Source organism: Sphingomonas ginsengisoli An et al. 2013, from assembly GCF_009363895.1.
Classification (GTDB): Bacteria; Pseudomonadota; Alphaproteobacteria; order Sphingomonadales; family Sphingomonadaceae; genus Sphingomicrobium; species Sphingomicrobium ginsengisoli.
The window spans coordinates 1,683,439-1,708,194 of the sequence record NZ_CP045434.1 but is presented as its reverse complement, the minus strand read 5'-3'; the positions used below and the strand labels follow the sequence as shown (position 1 = coordinate 1,708,194).

The window sequence follows — 24,756 nt, the reverse complement described above, 5'->3', positions numbered from 1 at the left end:
TCCGTCGCGCCGCACTCACCGGCCAACCCGTCGCGACCGCCCGATCGCGGGTTGCGGGGTCGCGTGGCGACGGTAAAGCCTTGACCGGTGAGTGCATCCATCGTGATCGGGGCCGCGCCGGGGGGTGCCGAGGTCACCGTCGACATCGAGGAATTGTTGGCCACCCGCTTGCTCGTCCAGGGCAACAGCGGGTCGGGAAAGTCGCACCTGCTGCGCCGCCTGCTCGAAGAGAGCGCGGGGCTGGTGCAGCAGATCGTGATCGATCCCGAAGGCGACTTCGTCACGCTGGCCGAGCCGTTCGGTCACATCGTCGTCGATGGCGCGGCGCTCGGCGACGCCGAGGTCGCGCGGGTGGCGGCGCGGGTGCGCGAGCATCGTGCGTCGGTGGTGCTCGCGCTCGACGGGCTCGAGATTGACGGCCAGATGAAATGCGCCGCGCGCTTCCTGTCGGCGTTGTTCGATGCCCCCCGCGAGTGGTGGTATCCGGCGATGGTGGTGGTCGATGAGGCGCAATTGTTCGCGCCTGCCGCCGCCGGCGAAGTCAGCGACGATGCCCGGCGGGTGTCGCTGGCGGCGATGACCAATCTGATGTGCCGCGGCCGCAAGCGCGGGCTGGCCGGAGTGATTGCCACCCAGCGGCTTGCCAAGCTTGCCAAGAATGTCGCGGCGGAAGCCTCCAACTTCCTGATGGGCCGGACCTTCCTCGACATCGACATGGCGCGGGCGGCCGACCTGCTCGGCATGGAAAGACGCCAGGCCGAGCAGATTCGCGACCTCGACCGGGGCCACTTCCTCGGGCTGGGCCCGGCGATCAGCCGGCGGCCGGTGGCGGTGCGGATTGGCCAGGTACGGACCGCGACCCGCGGCGGCGGCCACGCGCTGACCCCATTGCCGGAACTCGCAAAGGCCGACCTTGAGGCGCTGTTGATGGTCGAGGAGAGCGAGCCCGCCTTGCCCCTGCCGCCGCGCGACCCGGCACCGGCACCGGTCTCGGCTGAGGCATTGATCGAGCGCATCGCGGACCAAGGCGTGCCCGAAGCAACCATCGCGGACGCCGCTTCGTCCCCCGTCGATTTCGGTCCGGCGTTGGCGGCGATCCTGGCCGAGATGGCCGCCGATGAGGGCAGCACCTTCCAGCCGCTGCCGTCGCTCTACCAGGACTTCTCGGTGCGGGCGCGAATGCGTGGGCTGACCGGGCGCGAGCTCGACCTCGATTCTTTCCGGCGGCGGTTCGCCATGGCCGCGGCGGGAATTGCCGACCCGGGCGACGACGCGTGGCGGCCGGTGCTGTCCTCGGCTCGGGACGTGCCCGACGACCTGCTCGGCCCCTATCTCTTAATCGCCTGCGCCGCCCAGCAGGGGGAGCCCGGTCCCGACGATGCCGCGCTGGCGCGGATTTATGGGACCAGCTCGCCCGGCCGCATTCGCCGGCTAGTCGAGCATCTCGAGAAGCTCGGCCTGATCGTGTTGCGGACCGACTTCGGCGGGCGGCGCTCGATCGGCGTGCCGGCCCTCGGGCTCAGCACCGCACCGACGGCCGCCTAGCCGGCGGCGAGCAGCGCCAGCAGCGCGAAAGTGGCGAGCCAGTGCTCGCCGGCATAGTCGCCTTGGAGGTGCGGCCAGGCGGCGGCGAGATGCTCGACGGCGGCGCTGCGAAGCGTGGCCGCTAGTGCCGGCCCGACCGTCCCCGCCAGCCTCCGCTGACACCAGGCTCGGCTGAGGTTGAGCCCGTCGAGATGGGCGATCTTGCCGTCGGAACGGTCGCTGACCGTGGCGGGAGTGAAGAGCGTTTCCGGCGCGCGCTCCCCGGCGCGGGGGAGGAAAGCGGCGAACCACCAGTCGAACCGGTCGGGGCAGCAGCGCGCCATCGCCAGCGCTTCGATCCACGCCGGGGACAGGAAATCGTCGCCGCTGGGCTCCCACGCCTGGCAGTCGCGGTCGCCGCCGAACCACGCCCAGGTCCGCTCGGCGATGGCTTGCGCAAGCGAAGGATCGAACTCGACGGCCCATTCGTGCGCCAGGACCAAGGCGAAGGCAGTGTTGAAATGGGTGCCGGTGCGGATCGGATAGGTCAGCACTGCAAGGTAGCCGCGCAGCCGCTCGGCGAAGGCGCGGGCGAGCGGCTCAAGCGCGGCGGCCCAAGCCCGATCGGAGTGACGAGCAGCCTCGCCGTGCAGGGCGAGCAGCCACGCCCAGCCATAGGGCCGCTCAAACCCGCCCGACAGAGGGCGCTCGAGATAGGCCAGCTCACCAGCGACCTTGGCGGCGGAGAAGCTCGCGTCGGCCAACTCGGCGATCGAGCCGGCTTCGGGCAGCGCGGGATGGAGGCGCCGCAGCGTGAGCAGCGTCCACCAGCCGTGAACGCAGCTGTGCCAGTCGAAGCTGCCGAAAAAGATCGGGTGAAGCGCGCGCGGCGGCTGCGCGTCCGCGTCGCTCAGCAGGACGTGGTCGAGCTTGTGCGGATATTCGCGCGTGACATGCCCCAGCGCGATGCGCACCATCTGCCCGGCAGTGGCGGTTGTCAGTTCGATCATCGGAACGCCACCCAGTAAATGAGCAATGTGTTGAAAAGCAGCAGCGGAACCGCGGTCGCCACCTGCGCGCGGATCACGCCGTAGCGGTCCTTGAGGTCGAGCAGGGCCGCCGGCACCAAATTGAAATTGGCGGCCATCGGGGTCAGCAGCGTCCCACAGAAGCCGGCCAGCATCCCTACCGCGCCGATCACCGCCGGCGAGCCGTGATATTGCTGGATCAGCAGCGGGACACCGATCCCGGCGGCCAGCACCGGAAAGGCGGCGAAGGCGTTGCCCATCACCATCGTGAACAGCGCCATGCCGAAGGCGTAGACGAGGACAGTGACGAAGATGCTGCCGTCCGGGATGACCGCGCGCGCTGTGTCGCCGACGACCGTTCCGACGCCGGCCGCGGCGAAGACGGCGCCGAGCGCGGCGAGCATCTGCGGAAGGACCAGCGCCCAGCCGATCGAGTCGACTAGCCGGCGACCTTCCTGCAACGGGGCGCTGGCGGGCGGACGCAGCCAAGCGAACAGCACGTGCAGCGCGAGCAGCGCCCCGAGGATCAGGAGGGCATAGGTCTCGCGCTTGGGCTCGAACAATCCGAGCGTTCCGAGCGGCGTGTAGGCGACGGCCAGCGTCCCGACGAGCGCGACTGCCGGGATGATCAGGGCCGGCAGAAACAAGCGGTTGCCGAGTTTCGCGGACCACGTTTCGCGCTCGGTCGTGGACGTCGTCGCGGGGCGGCCTTTGCCGAGCAGGTTGAAGCCGCCGATCCCGGCCAAGCCAAGCACCAGAAGGCCGTTGCCGAAGTCGCCGAGCCGGTCCCCGGCGAGCAGGCTCAGCGCCATCAGTCCCCAGAAGGCCGCATTGGCCAGGCGGCGGGGGTTTTGCCGGTCGAGCGCGCTCAGCACGGCGAAGCCGGCGAACATCACGCCGACCACGGCGTAGAGCATCGTCATGCTGATCATCGCCGCGCTCCACCCAGCCGGCGGTCGAGCCACAGCATTCGTCCGCCGTGGATGAGGCACGCAGCGACCGCGCTTGGGATTGCCCACACCGCCAGCTCGAACGGCGCCAACGTATAGCCGTCGGCCGCCAGCGTCTGCTGGATGAGCACGATCGAGCCGATCGCGATGAAGATGTCCTCGCCGAAGAACAGTCCGACGTTGTCGGTCGCCGCGGCCATGCTCTTGACCCGCTCGGCGACCGCGGGATCGAGCGGTCCCCATTGCTGCTCGGCTGCCGCCAGCGCCATCGGCGCGACGAGCGGACGCACCGTCTGCGCCTGGCCGGCGGTCGACATCAGCCCGACCGCGGCGGTGACCTGGCGATAGACCAGGTAGAGCGCGAGGAGGCGGCCCGTGGTGGCGCCTTGCATCGAACGGATCAGCGCCGTTGCGCGCTCCTGCAGCCCGTAGCGCTCGAGCAGGCCGATCACCGGCAGCACGATCCACACCACCGCGATGATCCGGTTGTCGTTGAATGCCTTGCCGAAGGTCGACACCACCGCCACTGGGTCGAGCCCGGCGAGCAGCCCGGTGGCGAGCGCGGCGGCCGTCACCACCAGCATCGGGTTCCATCGCAACGCGAAGCCGGCGACGACGAGCAGGATGCCGAGCAGCGGCCAATAGTTCATTCGGGCTCTCCCCAGCCGGCGCCGCCCGGCGTCTCGATGATGAAGCGGTCGCCGGGCGCCATCTCGGCGTGACCGGTGGCGGTCAGCTCTTCGACGGTGCCGTCGGCGCGCTCGACCCAATTGCGTCCGGGCGCGGCGTCGCCGCCGCCGGCGAGGCCTCGCGGAGCGATCCGCCGGCGGTTGGCAAGGATATTGGCGCGCATCGGCTCGAGAAAGGTCATTTCGCGGATGACCCCGTCGCCGCCCCGGTGTCGTCCGTCGCCGCCCGAACCGCGGCGGATGGCGAAGCGCTCGAGCCGCACCGGCAGCCGGCTCTCGAGGATCTCGGGATCGGTCAGCCGGCTGTTGGTCATGTGGGTCTGCACCGCCGCCGTCCCGTCATGGTCGGGCCCCGCGCCCGACCCGCCGCAGATCGTCTCATAATATTGGTGGCGCGCGTTGCCGAAGGTGAAGTTGTTCATCGTCCCCTGGCTCGGCGCCAACCGGCCGGTCGCGGCGAACAGCGCGTCGGTGACGACCTGGCTGGTCTCGACATTGCCGGCGACCACCGCGGCCGGAAAGTCAGGCGCCAGCATCGAGCCTTGGGGAACGACCAGGGTCACCGGTGCGAGGCAGCCGTCGTTCAAGGGAATGTCGTCGTCGATGAGCGTTCGCACGACATAAAGCGCAGCGGCGCGGGCGATTGCGCGCGGGGCGTTGAAATTATCGGGCCGCTGGGCGCTGGTGCCGGTGAAGTCGAAAGTGGCGGCGCGCCGTTCGCGGTCGACACGGATAGCGACCTTGACCTCCGCGCCATTGTCCATCGGGTAGGCGAAGGCGCCATCGTCGAGCCGCCCGAGCAGCTGCCGCACCGATTCCTCGGCATTGGCGAGCACGTGACCCATGAAGGCCGCGACGACTTCAGCCCCGTGCTCGTCCGCCGCGGCGCGAAGCAGCGCCTCGCCCCGGCTGCAGGCGGCTAGCTGAGCCTTGAGATCGGCGAGGGTGCGATCGGGCCGCCGCGCCGGAAACGCGCCGGCGGTCAGCAACGCGACCGTTTCCGCCTCGCATAGGCGGCCCTCGTCGACCAGCAGCACATTGTCGATCAGCACGCCCTCGTCAGCGATGTTGCGGCTGTCGGGAGGCATCGAGCCGGGGGCGATCCCGCCAACGTCGGCATGATGGCCGCGCGCGGCGACGAAGGCGGACGGGTTGTCGTCGCCGGTCAGGAAGACCGGAACGATCACCGTGATGTCGGGCAGGTGGGTGCCCCCGCGATAGGGGTCGTTGAGCATGTAGGCGTCGCCGCGCCGGATGCCGCGCGCGTCGGCTCCGCCGCCGCGCCGCGCGATGATCGTCTTGATGCTCTCGCCCATGCTGCCGAGGTGGACCGGGATGTGCGGGGCGTTGGCGATCAGGGCACCGGCAGCGTCGAAGATCGCGCAGCTGAAATCGAGCCGCTCCTTGATGTTGATCGAGGTCGCGGTCGACTGGAGCGCGACGCCCATCTCCTCGGCGATCGCCATGAACAGCTTGTTGAAGATTTCGAGCCGGATCGGGTCGACCGAAGTGCCGCCCGCGCGGGCGCGCTCGAGCGGCACCGCGCGCGTCAGCACCAGCGTGCCGTCGCTTGCCCGGTCGGCGCGCCAGCCGGCTTCGACCACGGTGGTCGAAGCGGCGTCGATGATCAGGGCGGGGCCGGCGATGCGCTGGTCCGCGGACAGTTCGTCACGGCGATAGCAGGGCCAGGTCCCGTCGCCGCTCGGTACCGCCCCGTTACCGGCCGCGGCGCTAGCCACCGCCGATTCCGCGCCCAGCTCCCGGGCCTCGGCGATCAGCGTCTCGACGATCACCGGCCCCTCTTCGTCGGAATAGCCGAAGCGCTGCCGATGCAGCCGGTGAAAATCGCGGCGGAGCGCCGTCGCCTCGCCCAGCGGAAGTTCTAGCGGAAAATCGCTGCCCTCGAGCCGGAGCCGTGCGCGATGCTCAATCACCATGGCGGTCGCGGCCACACCCTGCAAATGCAGGTGTTGGCGGGCCTCGTTCCCAAGAGCGTCGATCGCCGCCTGGAAGTCGCTGCCGAGCGGCTGGCGCCAGCTGCGCTCGCGGATCGCCTTTCGGGCCGCAAGGCCGATGCCGAACGCCGACAGCACCCCGGCGAGCGGGTGGATCAGGATGCGCGCGATGCCCAGCCGGTCGGCCACCGCGCAGGCATGCTGCCCGCCCGCGCCGCCGAAGCAGGCCAGCGTATAGCGCGACACGTCGTGCCCGCGCGCGGTGGAAATCTTGCGGATCGCCGCGGCCATATGCTCGACCGCGATGGTGATGAAGCCAGCGGCCACCTCGTCCGCGTCCGGCGTGCCGAGGCCGACGGCGCGAACCGCGGCGGTAACCTCGGCAAGCCGCGCTGCGGCCGCCGCGCGGTCGAGCGGCTGGTCGCCGGCTGGACCGAACACCGCGGGGAATTGGTCTGGGACGATCCGGCCGAGCAGGAGGTTGCAGTCGGTCACCGTCAGCGGGCCGCCGTTGCGGTAGCAGGCCGGCCCCGGGTCCGCGCCCGCCGACTCCGGGCCGACGCGGAAGCGCTGGCCGTCGAACCGGCAGATCGAGCCGCCGCCCGCCGCGACCGTGTTGATCTGCATCATCGGCGCGCGGACGCGCACCCCGGCGACCAGGCTCTCCTCGGCGAGCTCATATTGCCCGGCGTAGTGCGAGACGTCGGTCGAGGTCCCGCCCATGTCGAAGCCGATCAGCCGCTCGTTGCCGTGCGGCGCCGAGGCGGCGACCATCCCGACCACCCCGCCCGCCGGCCCCGACAGTATCGCGTCCTTGCCGCGAAATGCCTGGGCCGCGGTGAGTCCGCCGTTCGATTGCATGAAGCTGAGCTCGGTATCTGCCGGCAGCCCCGCCGCCACCCGGTCGACGTAGCGCCGCAGCACCGGCGACAGATAAGCGTCGGCGACGGTGGTGTCGCCGCGGCTGACGAGCTTGATCAGCGGGGCGACTTCATGGCTGGCCGACACCTGCGCGAAGCCGAGGTCGCGGGCGATGTCTGCCAGGCGCGCTTCGTGCGCGGGAAAGGCCCAGCCGTGCATCAGCAGGATGGCCAGGCTGTCGAAGCCGTCGTCGCGCAGCCGCTCCAGCGCAATCCGCGCCGCCGCCTCGTCCAGCGGCCACAGGATTTCACCCGACGCGCCGACCCGCTCGTCGACCTCGACCACCGCGCTGTGGAGCAGATCGGGCAGGATGATGTGCCGTGCGAAAATCTCGGGCCGAGCCTGGGTGCCGATCCGCAGCGCATCGGCGAAGCCGCGGGTGGTGACCAGCGCCGTCCGCTCGCCCTTGCGCTCAAGCAGCGCATTGGTCGCGACGGTGGTGCCCATCCGCACCCCGGCGACCGCGCCGCCGCTGTCCGCCAACACCTGGCGGATCGCTTCCAGCGCGGCGTCGGGATAATGGCGTGGATTTTCGGACAGGAGCTTGAGCACCCGCTGCTCACCGTCCGAGCTGGTCGCGATCACGTCGGTGAAGGTGCCACCACGGTCGATGGCGAAGGACCAGCTGCGGCTCACCTGTGCCGCTAGAGCAGAGCCGGGCGCGGGGCTCAACCGTGCGACACCAGTTCGCCGATTTCCCGAGCGATGTTTTTCTACCGATAGGGAAGCCCGTTCGGCTTTTCGTGCGTTTGGATGTTCTTCGGTACCGGTGGGCCAATTTTCAAAGGTTTCTTAGCCATGAGCAAATCCGATGCTCTGCCCGTGTCGCGGCGCGGCGTGCTGGTCAGCGGCGCGGCCTCTGCCGCGGTGGTGACGACGCCAGGGATGGAGGCGATCGCCCGCCCGTTACCGGGGCCGGCGCCGACGACCATGCCGGTGTCGTTCGAGGTCAACGGCCGGCCCGAGCAGCTCAACCTCGACACCCGCACCACGTTGCTCGACGCCCTGCGCGAGCACCTCCACCTGACCGGTACCAAGAAGGGCTGCGACCACGGCCAGTGCGGCGCCTGCACGGTGCTGCTCAACGGCCAGCGGATCAACAGCTGCCTGAGCCTCGCGGTCCAGCATCAGGGCGACAAGGTGACCACGATCGAAGGCCTCGGCAGCCCCGACCGGCTGCATCCGATGCAGGCCGCCTTCGTCAAGCACGACGGCTACCAGTGCGGCTATTGCACGCCCGGCCAGATCTGCTCGGCGGTCGCGGTGCTCGACGAGATCAAGCGCGGGATCCCGAGCTATGTGCAGGCCGATCCAGCCGATGCTCCGAAGCTCAGCAATATGGAGCTGCGCGAGCGGATGAGCGGCAACATCTGCCGCTGCGGCGCTTATTCGAACATCGCCGAGGCGATCGCCGAAGTGGCGGGAGCGACGGCATGAAGGCGTTTTCGTACGAGCGCGCCGCCGACCCGGTGCAGGCCGCGCGGCTGGTGGCCGAACGGCCCGGCGCCAAGTTCCTCGCCGGCGGCACCAACCTGCTCGACCTGATGAAGCTCGAGATCGAGACTCCGACCCATCTGGTCGACGTCCAGGACCTCCACCTCGACAAGATCGAGGAGACTCGCGACGGCGGCCTGCGCATCGGCGCGCTGGTCAGCAACACCGATCTCGCCGCCGACCGCCGCGTTCGCCGCAATTATGCGGTGCTGACCAAGGCGATCGTCGCCGGTGCCTCGGGCCAATTGCGCAACAAGGCGACGACCGCGGGCAATCTGCTCCAGCGCACGCGCTGCCCCTATTTCTACGACCCCAACATGCCGTGCAACAAGCGGCGGCCGGGGTCGGGCTGTGCCGCGCTTGGCGGCTATTCGCGTCAGCTCGCGATCATCGGGTCTAGCGACCAGTGCATCGCGACCCATCCGTCCGACATGGCGGTGGCGATGCGCGTGCTCGACGCGAGCGTCGAAACGGTAAGGCCCGACGGCGCGGTTCGCGCCATCCCGATCGCCGATTTTCATCGTCTCCCGGGCGACACGCCGCACCTCGAAACCGCGCTCGAGCCGAGCGAGTTGATCACCGCGGTGACGCTGCCGCGACCGCTCGGCGGGCGGCATTATTACGAGAAGGTTCGCGACCGTTCGTCCTACGCGTTCGCGGTGCTGTCGGTCGCCGCGGTCATCGGGCGCGACGGGCGGGGCCGGGTCGCGCTCGGTGGGGTCGCACCCAAGCCGTGGCGGGTCGAGGCGGCGGAGGGCGCGATGCCCGATGGTGCGAAAGCGGTTACTGCACGGCTGCTGTCCGGCGCGCGGCCGACCGCCGACAATGCTTTCAAACTGCCGCTGGCCGAGCGAACGCTGGCCGCGGTACTGAGTCAGGCGAGGGCGTCATGAAGTTCACCGAGGCCGCCGGCGCCAACCCGATCGACCGGATGACGGTGGTCGGCCGCGCCCACAATCGCATCGATGGACCGCTCAAGACGAGCGGCCGCGCGCCCTATGCCTATGAGCACAACGACGTCGGCCATCTTGCTTACGCCTACCCGGTCGCCGCCGGCATCGCCCATGGGCAGATCGTCTCGATCGACTCCGGCGCCGCTCGGCGCGCATCGGGCGTGCTGGCGGTGGTCACCGCGCTCGACGTCGGCAAGCTCGGCAAGGGCAATTTCAACACGGTGAAGCTGTTCGGCGGACGAGAGGTCGACCATTATCAACAGGCCGTCGCGGTGGTCGTCGCCGAGACATTCGAGCAGGCGCGCGCCGCAGCCGCGCTGGTCCATGTCGACTATAATCGCGGCAAGGGACGCTTCGATCTCGACGCGGAGCTCAAGCATGCGCCGCTCAAGAGCGGGGAGGATGGCGCGGCCTCGCCGGTCAAGCGGGTCGGCGAGTTCGAGCAGGCGTTCGCCGCCGCGCCGGTCCAGCTCGACCAGGTCTACACGACCCCCGACCACAGCCATGCGATGATGGAGCCGCATGCGACCATCGCCCGCTGGGACGGCGACAAGCTGACGGTCTGGACGTCCAACCAGATGATCGACTGGGGCCGCAGCGATCTCGCCAAGACTCTCGGCATTCCCAAGGACATGATCCGCTTCCTCTCTCCCTACGTGGGCGGCGGGTTTGGCGGCAAGCTGTTCCTCCGCGCCGACACGGTGCTGGCGGCGCTGGGGGCGAAGGCGGCCAAGCGGCCCGTCAAGCTGGCCCTGCCGCGGCCGATGATTGCCAACAACACCACCCATCGCCCGGCGACCCGCCAGCGGATCCGGATCGGAGCAGCGCGCGACGGGACGATCACCGCAATCGCCCATGAGAGCGGGTCGGGCGACCAGCCCGACGGCCAGCCCGAGACGGCGGTCAATCAGACCGAGCTGCTCTACGCCGGGGCCAACCGGATGACGGCGATGCGGCTGGCGGTGCTCGACCTGCCCGAGGGCAATGCGATGCGCGCGCCGGGCGAGGCGCCCGGGCTGATGGCGCTCGAGATCGCGATCGACGAGATGGCCGAGAAGCTTGGGCTCGACCCGATCGAGTTCCGCGCGCGCAACGACACCCAGGTCGATCCCGCCAAACCCGAGCGACGCTTCTCCGAGCGCCAACTCGTCCGCTGCCTGCGCGAAGGCGCGCAGCGGTTCGGCTGGGCGCAGCGCAATTCGCGGCCAGGGCAGGTCCGCGACGGCCGCTGGCTGACCGGCCTCGGCGTCGCCGCTGCCTTCCGCAATCATATCAACATGGCGTCGGCGGCGCGTGTCCGGCTGGGCCACGACGGGCTGGTCACGGTCGAGACCGACATGACCGACATCGGCACCGGCAGCTACACGATCATCGCGCAGACCGCCGCCGAGATGATGGGCGTGCCGCTCGAGGGCGTGGTGGTCAAACTAGGCGATTCCTCCTTCCCCGTGTCCGCCGGGTCGGGCGGCCAGTTCGGCGCCGCCAACGCGACTGCCGGGGTCTATGCCGCTTGCGTCAAACTGCGCGAAGCTGCCGCTCAGCGGCTCGGGCTCGACCCCGCCACGGCGACCTTCGCCGGCGGAAAGGTGCAGGGCGGCGGACGTGCGCTCGCGCTGCGCGACGCCGCCGCTAAGGGCGAGCTGGTGGCCGAGGACAAGATCGAGTTCGGCGAGCTCGACAAGAGCCACCAGATGTCGACCTTCGGCGCCCACTTCGTCGAAGTCGGTGTCGATGCCTATACCGGCGTCACCCGGGTCCGGCGGATGCTCGCAGTGTGCGCCGCGGGGCGCATCCTCAACCCCACGTCGGCGCGCAGCCAGGTGATCGGCGCGATGACCATGGGGCTCGGCGCGGCGCTGATGGAGGAATTGGCGGTCGACAAGCGCTTCGGGCTGTTCGTCAATCACGACCTCGCCGGCTACGAGGTGCCGGTGCACGCCGACGTCCCGCACCAGGAAGTTGTCTTCCTCGACGAGGCCGACCCACTCGCCAATCCGATGAAGGCCAAGGGGGTCGGCGAGCTCGGGCTGTGCGGCGTCGGCGCCGCCATCGCCAACGCCGTATACAATGCGACCGGAGTTCGGGTGCGCGACTATCCGATCACGCTCGACAAGCATCTCGGCCGGCTGCCGCCCCTTGCCTGACACCCTGCCTTGGCGGTCGCCGGCGCCCCCACTTCCACGACGAAGCGACCCAGCGGCCACCGCGATCGAGGTGTTGAATCTGCTCGCCGACGGGCGCCGTCGCGGGCTGCGCGGAGTCCTCGCAACCATCACCAACCTTACCGGCAGCGGCGCCCGCGCGATCGGCACGCACATGGCGGTGCTGGCCAACGGCGACTGCGCCGGCTCCTTTTCGAGCGGTTGCGTCGAGGCAGCGATTGTCGCCGAGGCGCTGGCGGTGCTGACCGAGGGTCAGGCGCGCACAGTGCGGTTCGGGCAGGGTTCGCCCTACCTCGACCTTAAGCTGCCCTGCGGCGGCGGAATGGACGTTTTGTTCCTGCCCGACCCCGACATGGCCGTGATCGACACCGCGCTCGCCCAGCTCGCGCGGCGCGAGCCGGTGAGCCTCGCGCTTGGCCATTCGGGCAGGATCGCCCTCGGGCCTGTCGCGGTCGAGCAATGGGGCGACGCTCTTCGGGTGGCGCGCACGCCGCCGCTCCGGCTTATCCTGCTCGGCCATGGGGCTGAGATGCTGACGTCGCTGCGCCTCGCGCGAAGCCTGCGCCTGGCGGTCGAACTGTTTTCGCCGGACGAAGAGGTCGTCGCAGCGGGCAAGGCAGAAGGGGCGAAGGCGACGTTGCTCGGTTCGGCCGCCAGCCCGCCCGAACTCGACGGAGATTGTTGGACCGCCTTCCTGTTCCTGTTCCACGATCACGACTGGGAGCCGCCGCTGCTGGCGAAGGCGCTGGCCAGCGATGCCCTGTGGATCGGAGCGATGGGCAGTCCGCGCACGCACGTCGCCCGCCAAACCGCCCTTGCCGGTCTCGGGCTCGCCGGCGAGGCCATCGCCCGGGTGCACGGCCCGGTCGGCGTTATCCCGAGCGCACGCGATCCGACGACGTTGGCGCTGTCGGCGCTGGCGGAGATCGTGGGCGCCTATGCGGCGGCGACGCAGTGATCCCGCTCGAGCGCTGCGGCGCTGTGCTGCTTTGCGCGGGCTTGTCGCGGCGCTTCGGAGCGGACAACAAGTTGCTGATGCCCCTCGATGGGAAACCGTTGGTCACCTATGGCGCCGATCTCTGCGCGGTGGCGCCGTTCGCCAGCCGTTACGCGGTGGTCGCGCCGGCTGACATTGCGCTGCGCGACATGCTGAGCGGAGCCGGCCTGACACTGGTCGACAATTCTGACCCCGCGACCGGCCGCAACCGCTCGCTGCGGATCGGTCTCGCCGCCGCTCTTACTGAGGGGGTCGAGGGGGTATTGGTGCTGCTCGGCGACATGCCCCACGTCACGCTTGGGCACCTTGAGGCGCTCGCACGTGCGGCCGAGCCGGATACCGCTGCGATCAGCCACGACGGTGACGCCGCCATGCCGCCGACCCTCATTCCGGCGGCGATTGCGCGCGCTGTGCTTGGCGAGCCCGACCGCCCGGTGCGAACGCTGTTGGGAGAGCCCGCGCTGGTTCACGCGGATCCCGCGTTGCTTGCCGATTACGATACGCCCAACCGCTTTGAGCGCGCCCCATGATCGCGTTGCCGCAACGCTCTACCGCCACCGATCCGATGATCGACAGCTTCGGACGGCGGATCACCTACGTCCGGCTGTCGGTGACCGACCGCTGCGACCTGCGCTGCCGCTATTGCATGGCCGAGGACATGCAGTTCCTGCCGAAGCAGGAGATCCTCAGTTTCGATGAGATCGCGGCGCTCACCGACGTCCTGATCGCGCGCGGGGTCAAGCGGATCCGGCTGACTGGCGGCGAGCCGTTGGTGCGGCGGGACATCTCCGATCTTTGCGCGCGGCTCGGCAAGCGGCTGGACCACGGGCTCGACGAACTGACCATGACGACCAACGGCACCCAGCTCGCCCGCTTCGCTCCAGCGCTGCGGGCTGCCGGCATTCGCCGAATTAATGTCAGCCTCGACAGCCGTGACGCAGCGCGCTTTCGCCAGATCACGCGCCGTGGCGACCTTGCCCAGGTGCTCGGCGGGATCGAGGCCGCGGCCGCCGCTGGCCTCGCGATAAAAATCAACATGGTCGCCCTGAAGGGCGTCAACGACGACGAGATCGAGGACATGCTGCGCTGGTGCGCGGGGCAGGGCCATACGCTCACCCTGATCGAGACGATGCCGCTTGGTGACGTCGAGGCCGATCGTGCCGAGCATTACCTCCCACTCGACGAAGTCCGCCGCACACTCGAACGACGCTTGACGCTGGTGCCCTCGCCGCACCGAACCGGCGGCCCGGCGCGCTATTTCGACGTTCCCGAACTCGGCACGACGCTCGGCCTGATCACACCGCTCACCAACAATTTCTGCGACGGCTGCAACCGCATTCGCATTACCGCCACCGGGACCGTGTTCGGCTGCCTCGGCCAGGACCAGAAGGTCGAGCTGCGCACGCTGCTGCGGACGGGCGGGCCGGCGGCAGTGCACGGTGCGCTAGACGAATTGCTGGCGGGCAAGCCTCGCGGCCACGACTTCCGCATCGCCGCGCCGCGCCCAGCGATCGCACGGCATATGAACGTCACCGGCGGCTGACCGCAGGCCACTGCCGGGCCGCGCTTGCGAGCACCAGTTTACTTTGACATCATCGCACGAGTCTTGCCGGTGATAAAACGCATGCGCGGCCGGCCGAGTTCTTTTCAGGGGACAGGGCGATGACACCCGAACTCACCATCGCCGTCGACGGGCTCGGCTTTCCCGAAAGCCCGGTCGCAATGACTGACGGGACGTTGCTGTTCGTCGACATCAAGGCGCAGACCCTGTTGCGGACCCACGCCGGAGGCGGCGTCGACACGGTCGCCAGCCTCCCTGGTGGCCCCAACGGCGTCGCGATCGGGCCCGATGGCGCGGCCTACGTCTGCAACAATGGCGGGGTCTACAGTTGGCAGGACCTGCCCGGGATCGGTACCGTGCCCCAGTCGCCGCCGCCGCCCTCCTATGCCGGCGGTTCGGTCCAGCGGGTCGACCTCAAGACCGGCGCGGTGACCACCCTTTACGAGCAATTTGACGGGGCTCGCCTGCTCGCCCCCGACGACCTCGTCTTCGATTCGAGCGGCGGCTTCTGGTTCACCGATTCAGGCCTGCAGCTGCTCGACGGCACCAAGCATGGCGCGCTCTATTACGGCACCGCCGATGGCCAGCCGCTGCGCAAGGCGGCGACGATCCCGATGGCGAACGGCGTCGGCCTCTCCCCCGACGGCAAGACCGTCTATGTCTCGGACACGATGCAGGGGCGGTTGTGGGCGCTCGACATCGTCGGCCCGGGTCAGGTAGCGCCCGGCCAGCTGCCGGTGATGCCCGGCCGCGTCATCTGCACGCTTCCCGGCTTCCAGTGGCTCGACAGTCTCAAGGTCGAGGCCGGCGGCAACATCTGCGTCGGGACGATCTTCAACGGCGGCATCAGCGTGTTCGGCCCCGACGGCAGCGTCGACCACATTCCCGTGCCCGCGGTGTTCACCACCAACCTCTGCTTCGGCGGGCTCGACTTGACGGACGTTTGGATTACCGCGTCGAGCCAGAACCGCATCTACCACACCGTCTGGCCGCGGCCCGGCCTCAAGCTGGCATTCCAGGCGTGAGCGCAGGGGCGGCGACCGCGCGGCCAGCGCTCGATCCTGCGCCGCCGATCGCCGAGCAGTTGGTCGACGCACTCGCCCGTCCCGACGGCAGCCCCGCGCTGCGGCCAGTGCACGCGACCGGCAATGGCGCGACCGGGTCTTTTCTTCCGTCGCCTGTCGCGCAGAGTTTCTGCCGGGCGCCGCACTTTCGAGCCGGGTGCGCGCCCGTTCCGGCCACCGTCCGCTTCTCCAACGGGTCGGGCAGCGCGACCCGCCACGACGGCTGGTCCGACGTCCGCGGGATGGCGACGCGCTTCCATCTTGCCGACGGCAGCGCCACCGATCTCATCGCGATGACCTTGCGCGAGTTCTTCGCGCCTGACGCCGAATCCTTTCTCGCCTTCGCCATCGCTGCGAAGCCCGAACCGTGCCGGCGCGAACCGTGGTGGCGCAAGTTTTCGGACCTGCTGCACATCCTCCAGCCGTCGCCCGATCCCTATCCGGGCGAGACGATCCGCCCCGACGAGGGCGCGATCTCCTTCGCCAATCAGCATCGTTATGCGCAGCTCGCCGTGTTCGACGCAGCGGCGATCGGCGCGCCGGTCAGCTACGCGCGCGCCGCCTACCACGCGGTCCACACGTTCGTCGTCACCGCGCCCGACGAAGTGCGCCGCTGGGTGCGGTTCAGCTGGGTGCCGACCATCGGCGTGCTCGACACCGATCCCGCCCAGCCTCCGGTCGACAACTATCTCGAACAGGATCTACGCGATCGGATCGCGGCCGAGCCTGTCCATTTCAACCTGATGATGGTGCTGGGCGAGGTCGGGGACGCGTTCGACGATCCCACGCGGCCGTGGCCACCCCACCGTCGCCGGATCATCATGGGGACGTTGACCCTCGATACCATCCTTAACGACGCGGCCTGCGAGAAATTGAATTTCAATCCGTGGCTGCTGCCCGATGGCATCGAACCCTCGGGCGATCCGGTGCTGGCGGTCCGGCGCGACGCCTATCTCATCTCCGGCCGCCGCCGCGGCGCCGACCTTTGTCCTTTCGCCTCGGGCGACACGCATGTCGGCTAAGCCAGGTTTCCTCGACCGCTTTGTCGATTCGATGCCGGATCGCTGGTGGTTCAAATGGCTCTCGACCTATGTCGTCGTGCCGTACTGGGTGTGGCGCGAGCCCAAGGTGCCGCTGCCGGGTGGGCCTCGTCCCTCGCTGCAACCGAGTGAAAGCCTGCAGCGGATGATGAATCTCGTCATGCCGCTCAAGGATACGTCGCCGGTTGGGCGTGCTCGCGCAGCCATCGCCATCGCCCAGAACGTCGACGAGATTTTCGCGGGGCTCGACAATGTCGGGACGGTTCACTTCGCCCGCTTTGTCCTGATCGGCGACAACATCTGCATGATCTCGGTCTATGACGGCGATTTCAGCAACTATATTCGCGACTTCATCGCCACCGTCGGGAGCGTGTTCGACGCAGTGATCGCGCTGGTCGACGGCGGCGACGCGCTGCGGCCGACCGCGCACCATGTCGAAGCCTTCATCGAATGGGTCCGCGAGCACGACCTGTTCCAGGCTCCCGATTTCCCGACCGACCTGTTCGCGCTGCAGGATGCGGCCAACGGGGTTTCGCCCGACAGTCCGCCGCATCCGCTGCGTTCGCTGTCGCGGGCGCTGGTACTGCAGATGCGCTCCAACCCCGATCTCTCGCTCGGTGGCGGTTATCGGGCCTATCCCGGCGTGTCCGCCGCCCAGGTCCGCGGCGCCTTCGGAGTGGGCTGGTGAGCGCCGGGCTCGCACCTCGCGACATTCAGGGCAATGTCCTGCGCGGCTATCGCAGCAACCTTCGCTTCGTCCGCCACCTCATGCTCGAGGTGACCGACCGAGCCGCCGCGCGGCAGTTTCTCAAGGTCGCGGCCGAGGGCGGCAGCGAGGCGGTGCCGGCGATCACCACCGATGAGCCGTGGACCACGCCGCCGCCTTATTGCTTCAATCTCGCGGTCACCTTCCCCGGACTGCAGGCGCTCGGCACGCCCGCCGCATCGCTTGCCAGCTTTCCGCTGGAATTTGCGCAGGGCATGGCAGGCCGAGCCGCGCTGCTGTCGGACACCGGTGCGGGCGCCCCGGCCAACTGGCCCGCACCGTTCGACCAGCCCGAGCGCATCCACCTCGTCGCGACCGTCTACGCTCCCGACGACGTCGCGACGCTCGACGCGGTCGAGGCCCAGGTCGCCTGGGCATTTACCGTGCTCGGCGCGCGCGACGGGGCGGGTTTTCCCGAGAACCGGGTGCATTTCGGCTATGTCGACAGCATCTCGCAGCCGCGCTTCCGGCAGCATCCGAAACAGCCCACGATCGAGCCGATCGATCCCTTGGGCACGGTGCTGCTCGGCTACCCCACGCGCCTTGAAGGCCTGTTGTTCCGGGTGCCCGAACCGGCCGCGCTCGGCTTCAACGGCACCTTCAACGCCTTCCGTATTCTCCAGCAGGACGTTGTCGGCTTCGAGGCCTATCTCGACCGCGCGGCGGCCGAGCTGCTCGAGCGACTGCCGGGCGACAAGCTGTGCGCAATCCTCGCTCCCGGCGATGCCAAAAAAATCTTGGACGTCCTGTTCGGCCCTGCCGAGCGGCCGCAGACTCCGCCGCGCGACGACCGCTTCCTCGCGCTCCGCGAAATTGTCGCCGCGCAGTGGTGCGGCCGCTGGCGCAACGGCGATCCGCTCGCTTCCTGCCCTGACGTGCCCGATCCGACCAAGTCGCTGACGAATTTCGACTATGGCGCGTCCTCGACCTGCCCCGCGGGCTCGCACCTCCGGCGGGTCAATCCGCGCGGCGGGGCGATGGTCCAGCGCGTCGCCAACTACACCCGGCGGCTGGTACGGCGGGGAATGCCCTACGGCCCGCCCTACGACCCGGCAAAGCCCGACACGATCGAGCGTGGACTCCTCGGCAACTTTATCGGCGCCAATATCGCCGCCCAGTTTGAGGCGATCATGTGCGACTGGCTCAACCTGGGGCTGCAAGATCCCGACATAACGCGGTCCAACGATCCGCTGCTCGGCGCGAACCAGCCGGAGACGAGCTGGTTCGACCTCCGCTTGAAGGATGGATCGAAGCTTCGCCTGCGGGGCTTCCCGCGGTTCGTCTTCGCTCGTGGCGGTGCCTACACCTTCATTCCCAGCATGGCCGCGCTCCGCTACCTCGCCGGCTTGCGCGACTAGGCGCTCAGCTTGGCAGCGCTGCGAGCGCGGTTTCGACCCGGTCGAGCAGGGGCGACGCCCCCGACGCTTCGATCAGCCGCTTGGCCTCGCGTAGATGCCGCTCGGCAAGCGCGGGGCGCCGCTTCAATTGGTACAGCAGCCCCAGCACCATCTCGGCGCGACCGGCATTATGCCCCTCGGGGTCCATCTGCGGGTTGGCGCGGACCTGCGCGATGAGTTGCTCGATCCGTCCCGCTCCACGCAGGAACACGCCGGCCAGGCTCCGGCCGTTCCGCAGCAGCACCCCGACCGAAGCACCGCCTTTGCCCGATAGGATCGCGAGATAGACCTCGCACAGATAGAGCCGCCCCCAGTCGGCCGCGATGCGGAAACCCTCGGCTTCGTAGCGGGCAATCCGGCCCTCGATGTGAGCGAGGCCGGCGCCGATCTGACCCGCCATGACCTGCGCCACGCCGAGCATCAACTCGGGCCCGGCCTCGAACATCGTCCAGCCATTTCGTCGACACAGCGCGAGATGCTCTTCAACCTGCTCGGTCGCGCCGGGCTCGCCAAGCGGCACGATCGCCCCGCACCGCGCGGCCGAGGCGATGATCTGCTCGAACCGGGCGCGCGACACCTCCATCGCGCGCTCGGCGAGTGCGAGCGCCTGCGCATAATCGTCGGCGATACTGGCGATCAGCGCGCGCATGGCGGTGCCGTAACCGAGCGCACGAGGGTCGTTGCGGTCGGTGCCGCTCGCCACCAGCCGGTCCGCGGTCGCGGCCGCGCGCTCGACCTGGCCCCGGCAGACCTGGTCCCAGCCGATGCTCGCAAGATAGAAATTGTCGAGATAGGCGTCGTTGATCGCGGCGAGGTTGCGCGCCGCCTCGGCGCTGACCGCGTCAAACGCCGCCACTGTCATAGGCGCGCAGTAGGTCGACACCGACAGTTCGCTGACGAGGGCGTAGGCAGTGGCACCGCGATCGCCGAGGCGCTCGGCCATTGCCGACAGCCGCTGCTGCACCGCCAGCGCGTCGCGATAGCGCGCGTTGCCGACGAGACAGGCGGCATAATGGTGGAGGAAGAGCGCGTGATGGCGGTCGTCGCCGATCGCCTCGAGCAGCGGTGCCACGCGATCGGCAAGCGCCAGCATCGGCAGCACCGACAGCGACAAATTGAGGCATAGCGCGGTGTTGGCGAGCAGAACCGCGACGGCGTTCAGGTCGGCGCAGCGGGGATTGGCTTCGTAGAGCGCGAGCGCGGAGGCGAAATAGGTCGCCGCTTCGTCGTGCGAGAAGGTGCCGAGGCTCTTGGCGCCGGCCAGCGCGAGATAGGTGAAGGCCAGGTCGTCGCGCTCGGTCCGCGAATAATGCTGGGCGAGCAGTTCGGCCGCTTCGGTCAGCCGCCCCTGGCTGCGCTGTTCGAGCGCCTGGGCGACGGCGAGGTGAAGCGCGCGCCGATCGGGCGGCAGCAAGCTCTGATAGACGCAGTCGCGCATCAGCGCATGCTTGAAAACCCACGCGCCGCCGTCGCCTGCGCGCTCGATGAACTCCTGTTGCCGCAGTCGCTCGATCGCCTCGTCGATGTCGACCACGTCGGGGCGGGCCAGCGCCAGTAGCGCCACATCGAACCGGCGGCCGATGACTGCCGCCGCCTGCACCAGCCCGCGGTCGGCCGGGGCCAACCGGTCGAGCCTCGCCGCCAACAAGCCCAGCAGGCTCGTCGGCAGCGCACTCTCGCTGACCGCGTCGTCGAAGATCGCCGCGCCCGCCGAAACCCGCACCGCGCCCTGGTCGAGCAGGAAGCTGAGGATTTCCTCGCTGAAGAGCGGATTGCCCCCGGCTCGCTCGACGATCTGCCGGATGAGCGGTTCGGGCAAGTCGGAGACACCCAACCGGCTGCGCGCGACTTGCGAAATGTCTGCGCTCGCGAGCGGTGCGAGGCGAAGCGTGCTTACCCCCGGCTCCCCCCGCCACGACGGCGCATATTCGGGCCGCCGCGCGTGAACCACCAGCAGGTTGGCGAGGCCGCTGTCGGTCACGATCCGCGCCAGCACTTCCTCCGACGCGCTGTCGATCCAGTGGATGTCCTCGAGGGTCAGGATGACCAGGCGAGTCTGGCATAAAGCCCTCAGCAGCGCGAGCAGGAGGTCGCGCGTCCGCAAGCCAATCAGCACGACCTCTAGCCCTGCCAGCGAGGCCGCCGGTGGCGCCAGGCCGAGCAGGTTAAGCAGTAGGCCCAGATTCTCTTGGCTTTGCAGCGCGAGCGCGCGCAGGCCGGCCTCGAGCTTCTTGGCGATAAGTTCGGGCTCGTCCTCTGGCTGCAACTGGAACGCCCCCCGCGCGACCTCGAGGAAGGGCAGGAACGGAATCTGCTTGCTGTCCGCCGCGCAATGGCCCTGCAGCACGACCGCGCCGGTTTCGTCCGCCAGTTTGAGGAATTCGAAGATCAGCCGCGTCTTGCCGAGGCCAGGCTCGGCGACCAGGTCGACCACCCGCGTCCCGCCGCGCGCCGCCCCGAGCGCCGAGCGGAGCTTGGCCAGGTCGGCGTCGCGGCCCGCCAGCGGACTTAATCCACGGCCGAGCGAGCGATCGAAGCGGCTCGCATTCTCGTTGACCGAGACCAGCCGCCACAGCTTCTGCGGCAGCGCCACGCCCTTGATCGTCGCTTCGCTGTGGAATTCGACCGCGACTTGCCACTCGATCATCCCGCGCGTCGCTTCGCAGATCAGGCAGCCACCCGGGGGTGCCTGACTTTCGATTCGTGATGCCAAGTTAACCGAATTGCCGATGGTGGTGAGCGTCCCGCTCTCGCTGTCGACCGCCGCGATCGCCGCCAGCCCTGTGCTGATCCCGACCCGCATCTGAGGTCTAAGGCCGTATTTCTCACTGATCGGATTGGGGCCGTCGAACGCCCGCTGCACCGCCATCGCCGCGCGGCAGGCCTGGAGCGCGGGATTCTCCGACGCCTCGGATAGGCCGAACACGGCCATGACGCTGTCACCGCCGAAGGCATGGACCCGTCCGTCATGCTCGCGGACCGCATTGGCAAGGCTGGCGTAGACCGCCTGGACGAACGCCAACGAGCGTTCCTCGTCGAGCTTCTCCATGGTCGCCGTGTAACCGACCATATCGGCGAACAGCACCGACACATGGCGGCGCTCGCCTGCGCTGGTGGCGGGCGTTGTTGCAGCAAGGCCTTCGGTCGCCCCGTCCATCACTTCAGCAAATTGCTCCCGAGCAGGTCGAGCAAGCACTGCAACAAGGGTGATCGGCCACGCAATCAACCCAAATTCAACGGCGGGATACCATAGGAAACCGCCTCGGCCCATCGCCGATCGTGGGCGGCGGCGCGCGCGTCATCGGGCGCTACTCGTCTGTCCCGGTTGACCGACGCGCTCCGCTCGTGGCAATCGACCCTCGCATCGTCGGGCCCGCGCCCGGCGGCGGCCGCCAGGCATGCGGGTGTAGCTCAATGGTAGAGCAGAAGCCTTCCAAACCTCCCGGCTCGATTCGCGGCTAATCCCGGCGAACTATTCGCCCCGGTTTTCTCTCACAGATTGTTCGTGGACCTTCGCGCCCGTTCGCTGGAAATGGGGTATGTCGTGCCCCATGTCTGTGCCCCAAGTCGCAAGGACAGCCGATGCCGAAAGTTTCGTGGAACGCGTTCATCAATGCCGGTCACCCGGATGCCAGCCTGCTCGGCAACATGCTTTCGCCGCGCACCCCCACGCCCTTCGATAAGAATATGCGCGAGCTACCCTCGCCGTTCGCCGCGCTCTGCAAGGAACTCGGCACGATCATCAAGGGGGATTGGGCGGCGAAGAAGGGCGGGCTGAAGTCGCCATGCGTCTTCTTGGTCGCGGACCCGGCAGATGTCGCGTTGGTCCATGCCGCCATTGGCTTACGCAGTCGCCAGTCTGTAACCGGCAAACCTTGGCGAACCGCCTACACACTGGATTTTAGCGACCGCGAGGTTGGGCCGCTGCTTCGTAAGCAGGGCTATAATGTCTAAGTGAGTAGGCCGTGAAGGCGGACTAGCTCGGCACGGCAGGCGGCGACATTGGCCGCGTAACTGGCCAGAGCGAATATCCGCCCTTTCTCGAACAGGCTGGGTTTAAGCCCTGTCTAGACCTCGACGGTGGTTGAGCGCGGGCGGGATAAGTCGGATCGTCAGCGTTACCTAGCGTTAGGCATCGCTTTGCAGGCTAAGTCCAGAACATGCTCGTCGCTGGTGTCTGGAACAGCAAACTTCCAATCGAGGGGCGTCGCGCTGGTGCCGTTCGTTCCATCACGAAAGTAACCAGTGGTCTGCATGATCCGGTAGCGACGTGCACCGCAGTCCCATTCATAGAGGGCGATGAGTCGCGAGATATTCGTCGGCTTAGCCGTAATCTCAAGGTCGCGTCTGACCCACCCACTTCGTCCGGTCGCGGTGTTGGTTATAGAATCAAGGTCTAGATAGGTGGCCATCTGGGAGTCGCGACCAGTCTCCATCCAGTTCCGCGCTGACGCTGGCGAGGCGACGTAGACCAAGCCGATGCTTGTCGCTGCTAATAGGATGCTCTTGCGCACAGGTGTCTCCGCCTTAGAATTTGCGCGGTAGCGTCTTCGCGGTCGCGCAAGCGCCATTGTCGGCGGTAAGGGTCTGTTCCGGGATTTTGTCAGGAAATCTAACGGAGCCCATCTTCACGGTTCGCGAAACTGCTCCGGTCGCTCGATTAATTTCCCAATGATCCGTCGTGTATAGACCACTTGAGATATCGGTGTTTTGAGCAACTACCGCATTGGCCTTAAAAACTACATTCGGCAGCTTGGTGGTGTAGCCGGTCGGGCTTGTGTAGGAGAGGGATTGCGTCTCCTCGTCGAACGTAACCGAGAAGTCGCGCGATTTGCCGTTCTCACCGGGAAATGTGCAAGTGAGATAGACCGGCTTGGCCAGAGCGGGCGAACCGATCATCGTTGCCGCCAGCATAAGAAACACTTTTTTCATCACGCACACCCCCCTCTTGAAGGGCGCAACATGTTTGAAAGTCTAACTCAGAGCAAGCCTTCTAATCGGGCCAACTTGGCAAGACATGCCGCCGTGTTTTTACCTTCGCGACGCCGCATCCATCTCTTCTGAGAAAACGAAGGCAATCATCGCTGCGGCGGGCACCACTTGGCCTCCCCATGGCAGCCTCTTACCATTCAAGGCCGCTCCCATGAACACGGTAGTTCGCCCTGAGGGGCATTGGGGTGTGTAACTAGTCTGTTGATTTTGCATCTCGAAAGCGAAGCGGTCGGAGGTGTCGCTCAGGCGCTCATGCGCAGTAAAGCGCACGATTCGGGAGTTTGCGCCAGTGTTCTCAACCACCACATTCGTCAGCCGTTTGCGCTGCGCGCCAGTGTCGAGAAGCTCGCGCATGGTCTTACCGCCTAATACGAGACCTTCGCCATCTGGGCTAACCAAGCAACCATTCATGACTGGATCAGGGGTCTTGGCCCTCTGAGTAATGCGAGCCGATGGAGCTAGAGCTAGACTCATGGCGGCTGCAAACATTTTTGTCTCCAATGGCAAAGGCTACGAGGTGCACCTTGGTCCTAGGCGGAGACTAACACAACGGACCTTCCCAAATGGGCTACAAAGCTCGTAGTTGCTCTAGCTCGGCGCGGCAGGCGGCGACATTGGCGGCGTAACCGGCCTTGCCTTCACGGGCGGCGATCATCGCTTCGACCTTGGCGATGCGCTCGGCAATCTGCTCGGGGGTCATCCAAAGTAAGCCTTGCCCACGAGGGTGAGGATGCTGGCCACAATGGCAATCACCATCGACATGATGGCCTGCGTGCGAATCTGCTGGCGGCGCTCGGTGGCTTGCTCGGCTTCGTGCGCGGCCTTCCACGCGGCATCGGCCTGCATGTGGTTGTTCACCTTGTGCTCGAACTTCTTGTAGCCTTCGACCATCGGCGAACGCTCGGCGCGGAGCGACGCAAGGTCTTGCTCGGTAGCTGTGACACGGCGAGCGACATCGCCAACTTCGACGCGGAGCGCTTTGACGTCCTCGCTGGTGCCGGTCACCGTCGCCTTGATCTCTCCGAGCAGGAAGTTGCTGGTGTCCTTCTCCATTACATCGCCCCTATCGAGAGGCCGAACAGGTTCAGGGTGAAGTCGCGGTAACCGGTGGCAGTTTCCGGAGCGATGAGGCCGATGAGCGTCATCACGAAGAGGATGAGTGAGAGCAGCGCATGCAGATACGGGGTGTTGGGTTTCGCCCAATCAACCACGCGCTGCCACTTCGCCCACAGGTTCGAGAGGGACTGAGTAATCACACTAGTA

The 24,756-nt window shown here is 67.8% G+C and carries 23 protein-coding genes; 12 read left to right on the top strand and 11 right to left on the bottom strand.

What is annotated here, in order from left to right:
• Positions 1-87: 87 nt before the first annotated feature.
• Entirely contained in the window at positions 88-1,545 is a 1,458-nt protein-coding gene (locus tag GCU42_RS08220; RefSeq protein ID WP_114227063.1) for a helicase HerA domain-containing protein, read from the top strand.
• On the opposite strand, the gene GCU42_RS08215 is transcribed toward GCU42_RS08220, so the two are convergent.
• From GCU42_RS08215 to GCU42_RS08200, 4 genes are read right to left on the bottom strand one after another with little or no spacing between them, the layout of a single operon-like run.
• A complete protein-coding gene (locus tag GCU42_RS08215; protein ID WP_114227062.1) occupies positions 1,542-2,534 on the bottom strand; it encodes a DUF2891 domain-containing protein in 993 nt (330 codons plus the stop codon). The two genes, GCU42_RS08220 and GCU42_RS08215, sit on opposite strands and share 4 nt — an antisense overlap.
• Entirely contained in the window at positions 2,531-3,484 is a 954-nt protein-coding gene (locus tag GCU42_RS08210; protein ID WP_114227061.1) for a DUF979 domain-containing protein, read from the bottom strand. The genes GCU42_RS08215 and GCU42_RS08210 overlap by 4 nt, the downstream gene beginning before the upstream one ends.
• Positions 3,481-4,152 carry a DUF969 domain-containing protein gene (locus tag GCU42_RS08205; RefSeq protein WP_114227060.1) on the bottom strand — a complete coding sequence of 224 codons (672 nt, stop codon included), beginning with the start codon at positions 4,150-4,152 and terminating at the stop codon, positions 3,481-3,483. The genes GCU42_RS08210 and GCU42_RS08205 overlap by 4 nt, the downstream gene beginning before the upstream one ends.
• Positions 4,149-7,703, bottom strand: coding sequence for a hydantoinase B/oxoprolinase family protein (locus GCU42_RS08200; protein WP_114227059.1), 3,555 nt, complete (start codon positions 7,701-7,703; stop codon positions 4,149-4,151). Before GCU42_RS08200 ends, GCU42_RS08205 begins: the two co-directional genes overlap by 4 nt.
• Before the next feature lie 162 nt (positions 7,704-7,865).
• On the opposite strand from GCU42_RS08200, the gene paoA reads away from it, so the two are divergent.
• From paoA to GCU42_RS08150, 10 genes are all read left to right on the top strand, one after another.
• Positions 7,866-8,504 (top strand): aldehyde dehydrogenase iron-sulfur subunit PaoA, encoded by a 639-nt coding sequence (gene paoA, locus GCU42_RS08195; RefSeq protein ID WP_114227058.1) that lies wholly within the window; start codon positions 7,866-7,868, stop codon positions 8,502-8,504.
• The gene (locus tag GCU42_RS08190) at positions 8,501-9,454 is read left to right on the top strand and encodes an FAD binding domain-containing protein (RefSeq protein WP_114227057.1); all 954 of its coding nucleotides are present in this window, start codon (positions 8,501-8,503) and stop codon (positions 9,452-9,454) included. Before paoA ends, GCU42_RS08190 begins: the two co-directional genes overlap by 4 nt.
• Positions 9,451-11,658: an aldehyde oxidoreductase molybdenum-binding subunit PaoC gene (gene paoC, locus GCU42_RS08185; protein WP_114227056.1), complete on the top strand. Its 2,208-nt coding sequence runs from the start codon at positions 9,451-9,453 to the stop codon at positions 11,656-11,658. Before GCU42_RS08190 ends, paoC begins: the two co-directional genes overlap by 4 nt.
• A gap of 70 nt (positions 11,659-11,728) precedes the next feature.
• Positions 11,729-12,634 (top strand): XdhC family protein, encoded by a 906-nt coding sequence (locus GCU42_RS08180; RefSeq protein ID WP_168713108.1) that lies wholly within the window; start codon positions 11,729-11,731, stop codon positions 12,632-12,634.
• A 77-nt stretch (positions 12,635-12,711) separates the two neighbouring features.
• Positions 12,712-13,203, top strand: coding sequence for an NTP transferase domain-containing protein (locus GCU42_RS08175; protein WP_240309380.1), 492 nt, complete (start codon positions 12,712-12,714; stop codon positions 13,201-13,203).
• Complete coding sequence (gene moaA / locus GCU42_RS08170; protein ID WP_240309379.1) at positions 13,200-14,216, top strand: GTP 3',8-cyclase MoaA; 1,017 nt, start codon at positions 13,200-13,202, stop codon at positions 14,214-14,216. The genes GCU42_RS08175 and moaA overlap by 4 nt, the downstream gene beginning before the upstream one ends.
• 119 nt (positions 14,217-14,335) lie before the next feature.
• Positions 14,336-15,259, top strand: coding sequence for an SMP-30/gluconolactonase/LRE family protein (locus tag GCU42_RS08165; protein ID WP_114227053.1), 924 nt, complete (start codon positions 14,336-14,338; stop codon positions 15,257-15,259).
• A complete protein-coding gene (locus tag GCU42_RS08160; protein ID WP_162789179.1) occupies positions 15,256-16,320 on the top strand; it encodes a catalase in 1,065 nt (354 codons plus the stop codon). Before GCU42_RS08165 ends, GCU42_RS08160 begins: the two co-directional genes overlap by 4 nt.
• On the top strand, positions 16,310-17,026 hold the full coding sequence (locus GCU42_RS08155; RefSeq protein ID WP_114227051.1) for a hypothetical protein: 717 nt from the start codon (positions 16,310-16,312) through the stop codon (positions 17,024-17,026). The genes GCU42_RS08160 and GCU42_RS08155 overlap by 11 nt, the downstream gene beginning before the upstream one ends.
• A complete protein-coding gene (locus GCU42_RS08150; protein WP_114227050.1) occupies positions 17,023-18,462 on the top strand; it encodes a Dyp-type peroxidase in 1,440 nt (479 codons plus the stop codon). Before GCU42_RS08155 ends, GCU42_RS08150 begins: the two co-directional genes overlap by 4 nt.
• A gap of 4 nt (positions 18,463-18,466) precedes the next feature.
• Here GCU42_RS08150 and GCU42_RS08145 read toward each other — a convergent pair whose 3' ends face one another.
• The gene (locus tag GCU42_RS08145) at positions 18,467-21,658 is read right to left on the bottom strand and encodes an ATP-binding protein (RefSeq protein ID WP_162789178.1); all 3,192 of its coding nucleotides are present in this window, start codon (positions 21,656-21,658) and stop codon (positions 18,467-18,469) included.
• Positions 21,659-22,083: 425 nt separating this feature from the next.
• Here GCU42_RS08145 and GCU42_RS08140 point away from each other — a divergent pair, with 425 nt between their 5' ends.
• Complete coding sequence (locus GCU42_RS08140; RefSeq protein ID WP_114227048.1) at positions 22,084-22,455, top strand: hypothetical protein; 372 nt, start codon at positions 22,084-22,086, stop codon at positions 22,453-22,455.
• Between the two features lie 164 nt (positions 22,456-22,619).
• On the opposite strand, the gene GCU42_RS15630 is transcribed toward GCU42_RS08140, so the two are convergent.
• The 6 genes from GCU42_RS15630 to GCU42_RS08120 form a co-directional block, all read right to left on the bottom strand.
• The gene (locus GCU42_RS15630; RefSeq protein WP_425505002.1) at positions 22,620-22,913 is read right to left on the bottom strand and encodes a surface-adhesin E family protein; all 294 of its coding nucleotides are present in this window, start codon (positions 22,911-22,913) and stop codon (positions 22,620-22,622) included.
• A 115-nt stretch (positions 22,914-23,028) separates the two neighbouring features.
• Positions 23,029-23,433, bottom strand: a complete 405-nt coding sequence (locus tag GCU42_RS08135; protein WP_168713107.1) for a hypothetical protein — start codon at positions 23,431-23,433, stop codon at positions 23,029-23,031.
• 99 nt (positions 23,434-23,532) lie between these two features.
• Entirely contained in the window at positions 23,533-23,847 is a 315-nt protein-coding gene (locus tag GCU42_RS08130) for a hypothetical protein (protein ID WP_114227047.1), read from the bottom strand.
• A 214-nt stretch (positions 23,848-24,061) separates the two neighbouring features.
• Positions 24,062-24,193 (bottom strand): hypothetical protein, encoded by a 132-nt coding sequence (locus GCU42_RS15545; RefSeq protein ID WP_275887908.1) that lies wholly within the window; start codon positions 24,191-24,193, stop codon positions 24,062-24,064.
• The gene (locus GCU42_RS08125; RefSeq protein WP_114227046.1) at positions 24,190-24,546 is read right to left on the bottom strand and encodes a hypothetical protein; all 357 of its coding nucleotides are present in this window, start codon (positions 24,544-24,546) and stop codon (positions 24,190-24,192) included. The genes GCU42_RS15545 and GCU42_RS08125 overlap by 4 nt, the downstream gene beginning before the upstream one ends.
• Positions 24,546-24,749 carry a hypothetical protein gene (locus GCU42_RS08120; protein ID WP_152569517.1) on the bottom strand — a complete coding sequence of 68 codons (204 nt, stop codon included), beginning with the start codon at positions 24,747-24,749 and terminating at the stop codon, positions 24,546-24,548. The genes GCU42_RS08125 and GCU42_RS08120 overlap by 1 nt, the downstream gene beginning before the upstream one ends.
• Between the last annotated feature and the right edge of the window lie 7 nt (positions 24,750-24,756).

Excerpts from the sequence above, each read along its gene's own strand:
- GCU42_RS08215 (WP_114227062.1), bottom strand. The coding sequence starts at position 2,534 with ATGATCGAACTGACAACCGCCACTGCCGGGCAGATGGTGCGCATCGCG.
- GCU42_RS08155 (WP_114227051.1), top strand. The coding sequence starts at position 16,310 with ATGTCGGCTAAGCCAGGTTTCCTCGACCGCTTTGTCGATTCGATGCCG.
- GCU42_RS08205 (WP_114227060.1), bottom strand. The coding sequence starts at position 4,152 with ATGAACTATTGGCCGCTGCTCGGCATCCTGCTCGTCGTCGCCGGCTTC.
- GCU42_RS08125 (WP_114227046.1), bottom strand. The coding sequence starts at position 24,546 with ATGGAGAAGGACACCAGCAACTTCCTGCTCGGAGAGATCAAGGCGACG.
- moaA (WP_240309379.1), top strand. The coding sequence starts at position 13,200 with ATGATCGCGTTGCCGCAACGCTCTACCGCCACCGATCCGATGATCGAC.
- GCU42_RS15630 (WP_425505002.1), bottom strand. The coding sequence starts at position 22,913 with ATGGCCACCTATCTAGACCTTGATTCTATAACCAACACCGCGACCGGA.
- GCU42_RS15545 (WP_275887908.1), bottom strand. The coding sequence starts at position 24,193 with ATGACCCCCGAGCAGATTGCCGAGCGCATCGCCAAGGTCGAAGCGATG.
- GCU42_RS08210 (WP_114227061.1), bottom strand. The coding sequence starts at position 3,484 with ATGATCAGCATGACGATGCTCTACGCCGTGGTCGGCGTGATGTTCGCC.
- GCU42_RS08190 (WP_114227057.1), top strand. The coding sequence starts at position 8,501 with ATGAAGGCGTTTTCGTACGAGCGCGCCGCCGACCCGGTGCAGGCCGCG.
- paoC (WP_114227056.1), top strand. The coding sequence starts at position 9,451 with ATGAAGTTCACCGAGGCCGCCGGCGCCAACCCGATCGACCGGATGACG.
- GCU42_RS08135 (WP_168713107.1), bottom strand. The coding sequence starts at position 23,433 with ATGAAAAAAGTGTTTCTTATGCTGGCGGCAACGATGATCGGTTCGCCC.
- GCU42_RS08140 (WP_114227048.1), top strand. The coding sequence starts at position 22,084 with ATGCCGAAAGTTTCGTGGAACGCGTTCATCAATGCCGGTCACCCGGAT.
- GCU42_RS08165 (WP_114227053.1), top strand. The coding sequence starts at position 14,336 with ATGACACCCGAACTCACCATCGCCGTCGACGGGCTCGGCTTTCCCGAA.
- paoA (WP_114227058.1), top strand. The coding sequence starts at position 7,866 with ATGAGCAAATCCGATGCTCTGCCCGTGTCGCGGCGCGGCGTGCTGGTC.
- GCU42_RS08130 (WP_114227047.1), bottom strand. The coding sequence starts at position 23,847 with ATGCGCGAGCTTCTCGACACTGGCGCGCAGCGCAAACGGCTGACGAAT.
- GCU42_RS08175 (WP_240309380.1), top strand. The coding sequence starts at position 12,712 with ATGCCCCTCGATGGGAAACCGTTGGTCACCTATGGCGCCGATCTCTGC.
- GCU42_RS08145 (WP_162789178.1), bottom strand. The coding sequence starts at position 21,658 with ATGGACGGGGCGACCGAAGGCCTTGCTGCAACAACGCCCGCCACCAGC.